Below are 269 nucleotides of genomic sequence, written 5' to 3'. Positions count from 1 at the left end.
CGTGGCGCGCGTGGCCCGCTTGGTGGGAGGGGTGCTACCCGCGCGACTACTTCCTCGTCGTCACGCTCGGCCTGACCGTGGAGGTCTACCGGGAGGACCGCCGCGCACGCCTGCCCGGCTTCGAGGCCGAGGAGGGCGAGGCGTGGGTGCTCGCCCGCGTCCTCGACTGAGTCCGGGGGCCGCGCCGTGAGCCAGCCGCTGCGCAGGACCGGCCCCCTCACCCTCACCGCCCGTGCCGGGCAGGGCGTCCGCCCTCGCCTCACGGCCCT

Source organism: Deinococcus pimensis DSM 21231 (genome assembly GCF_000519345.1).
Classification (GTDB): Bacteria; Deinococcota; Deinococci; order Deinococcales; family Deinococcaceae; genus Deinococcus_A; species Deinococcus_A pimensis.
This window is presented reverse-complemented; position numbering follows the sequence as displayed.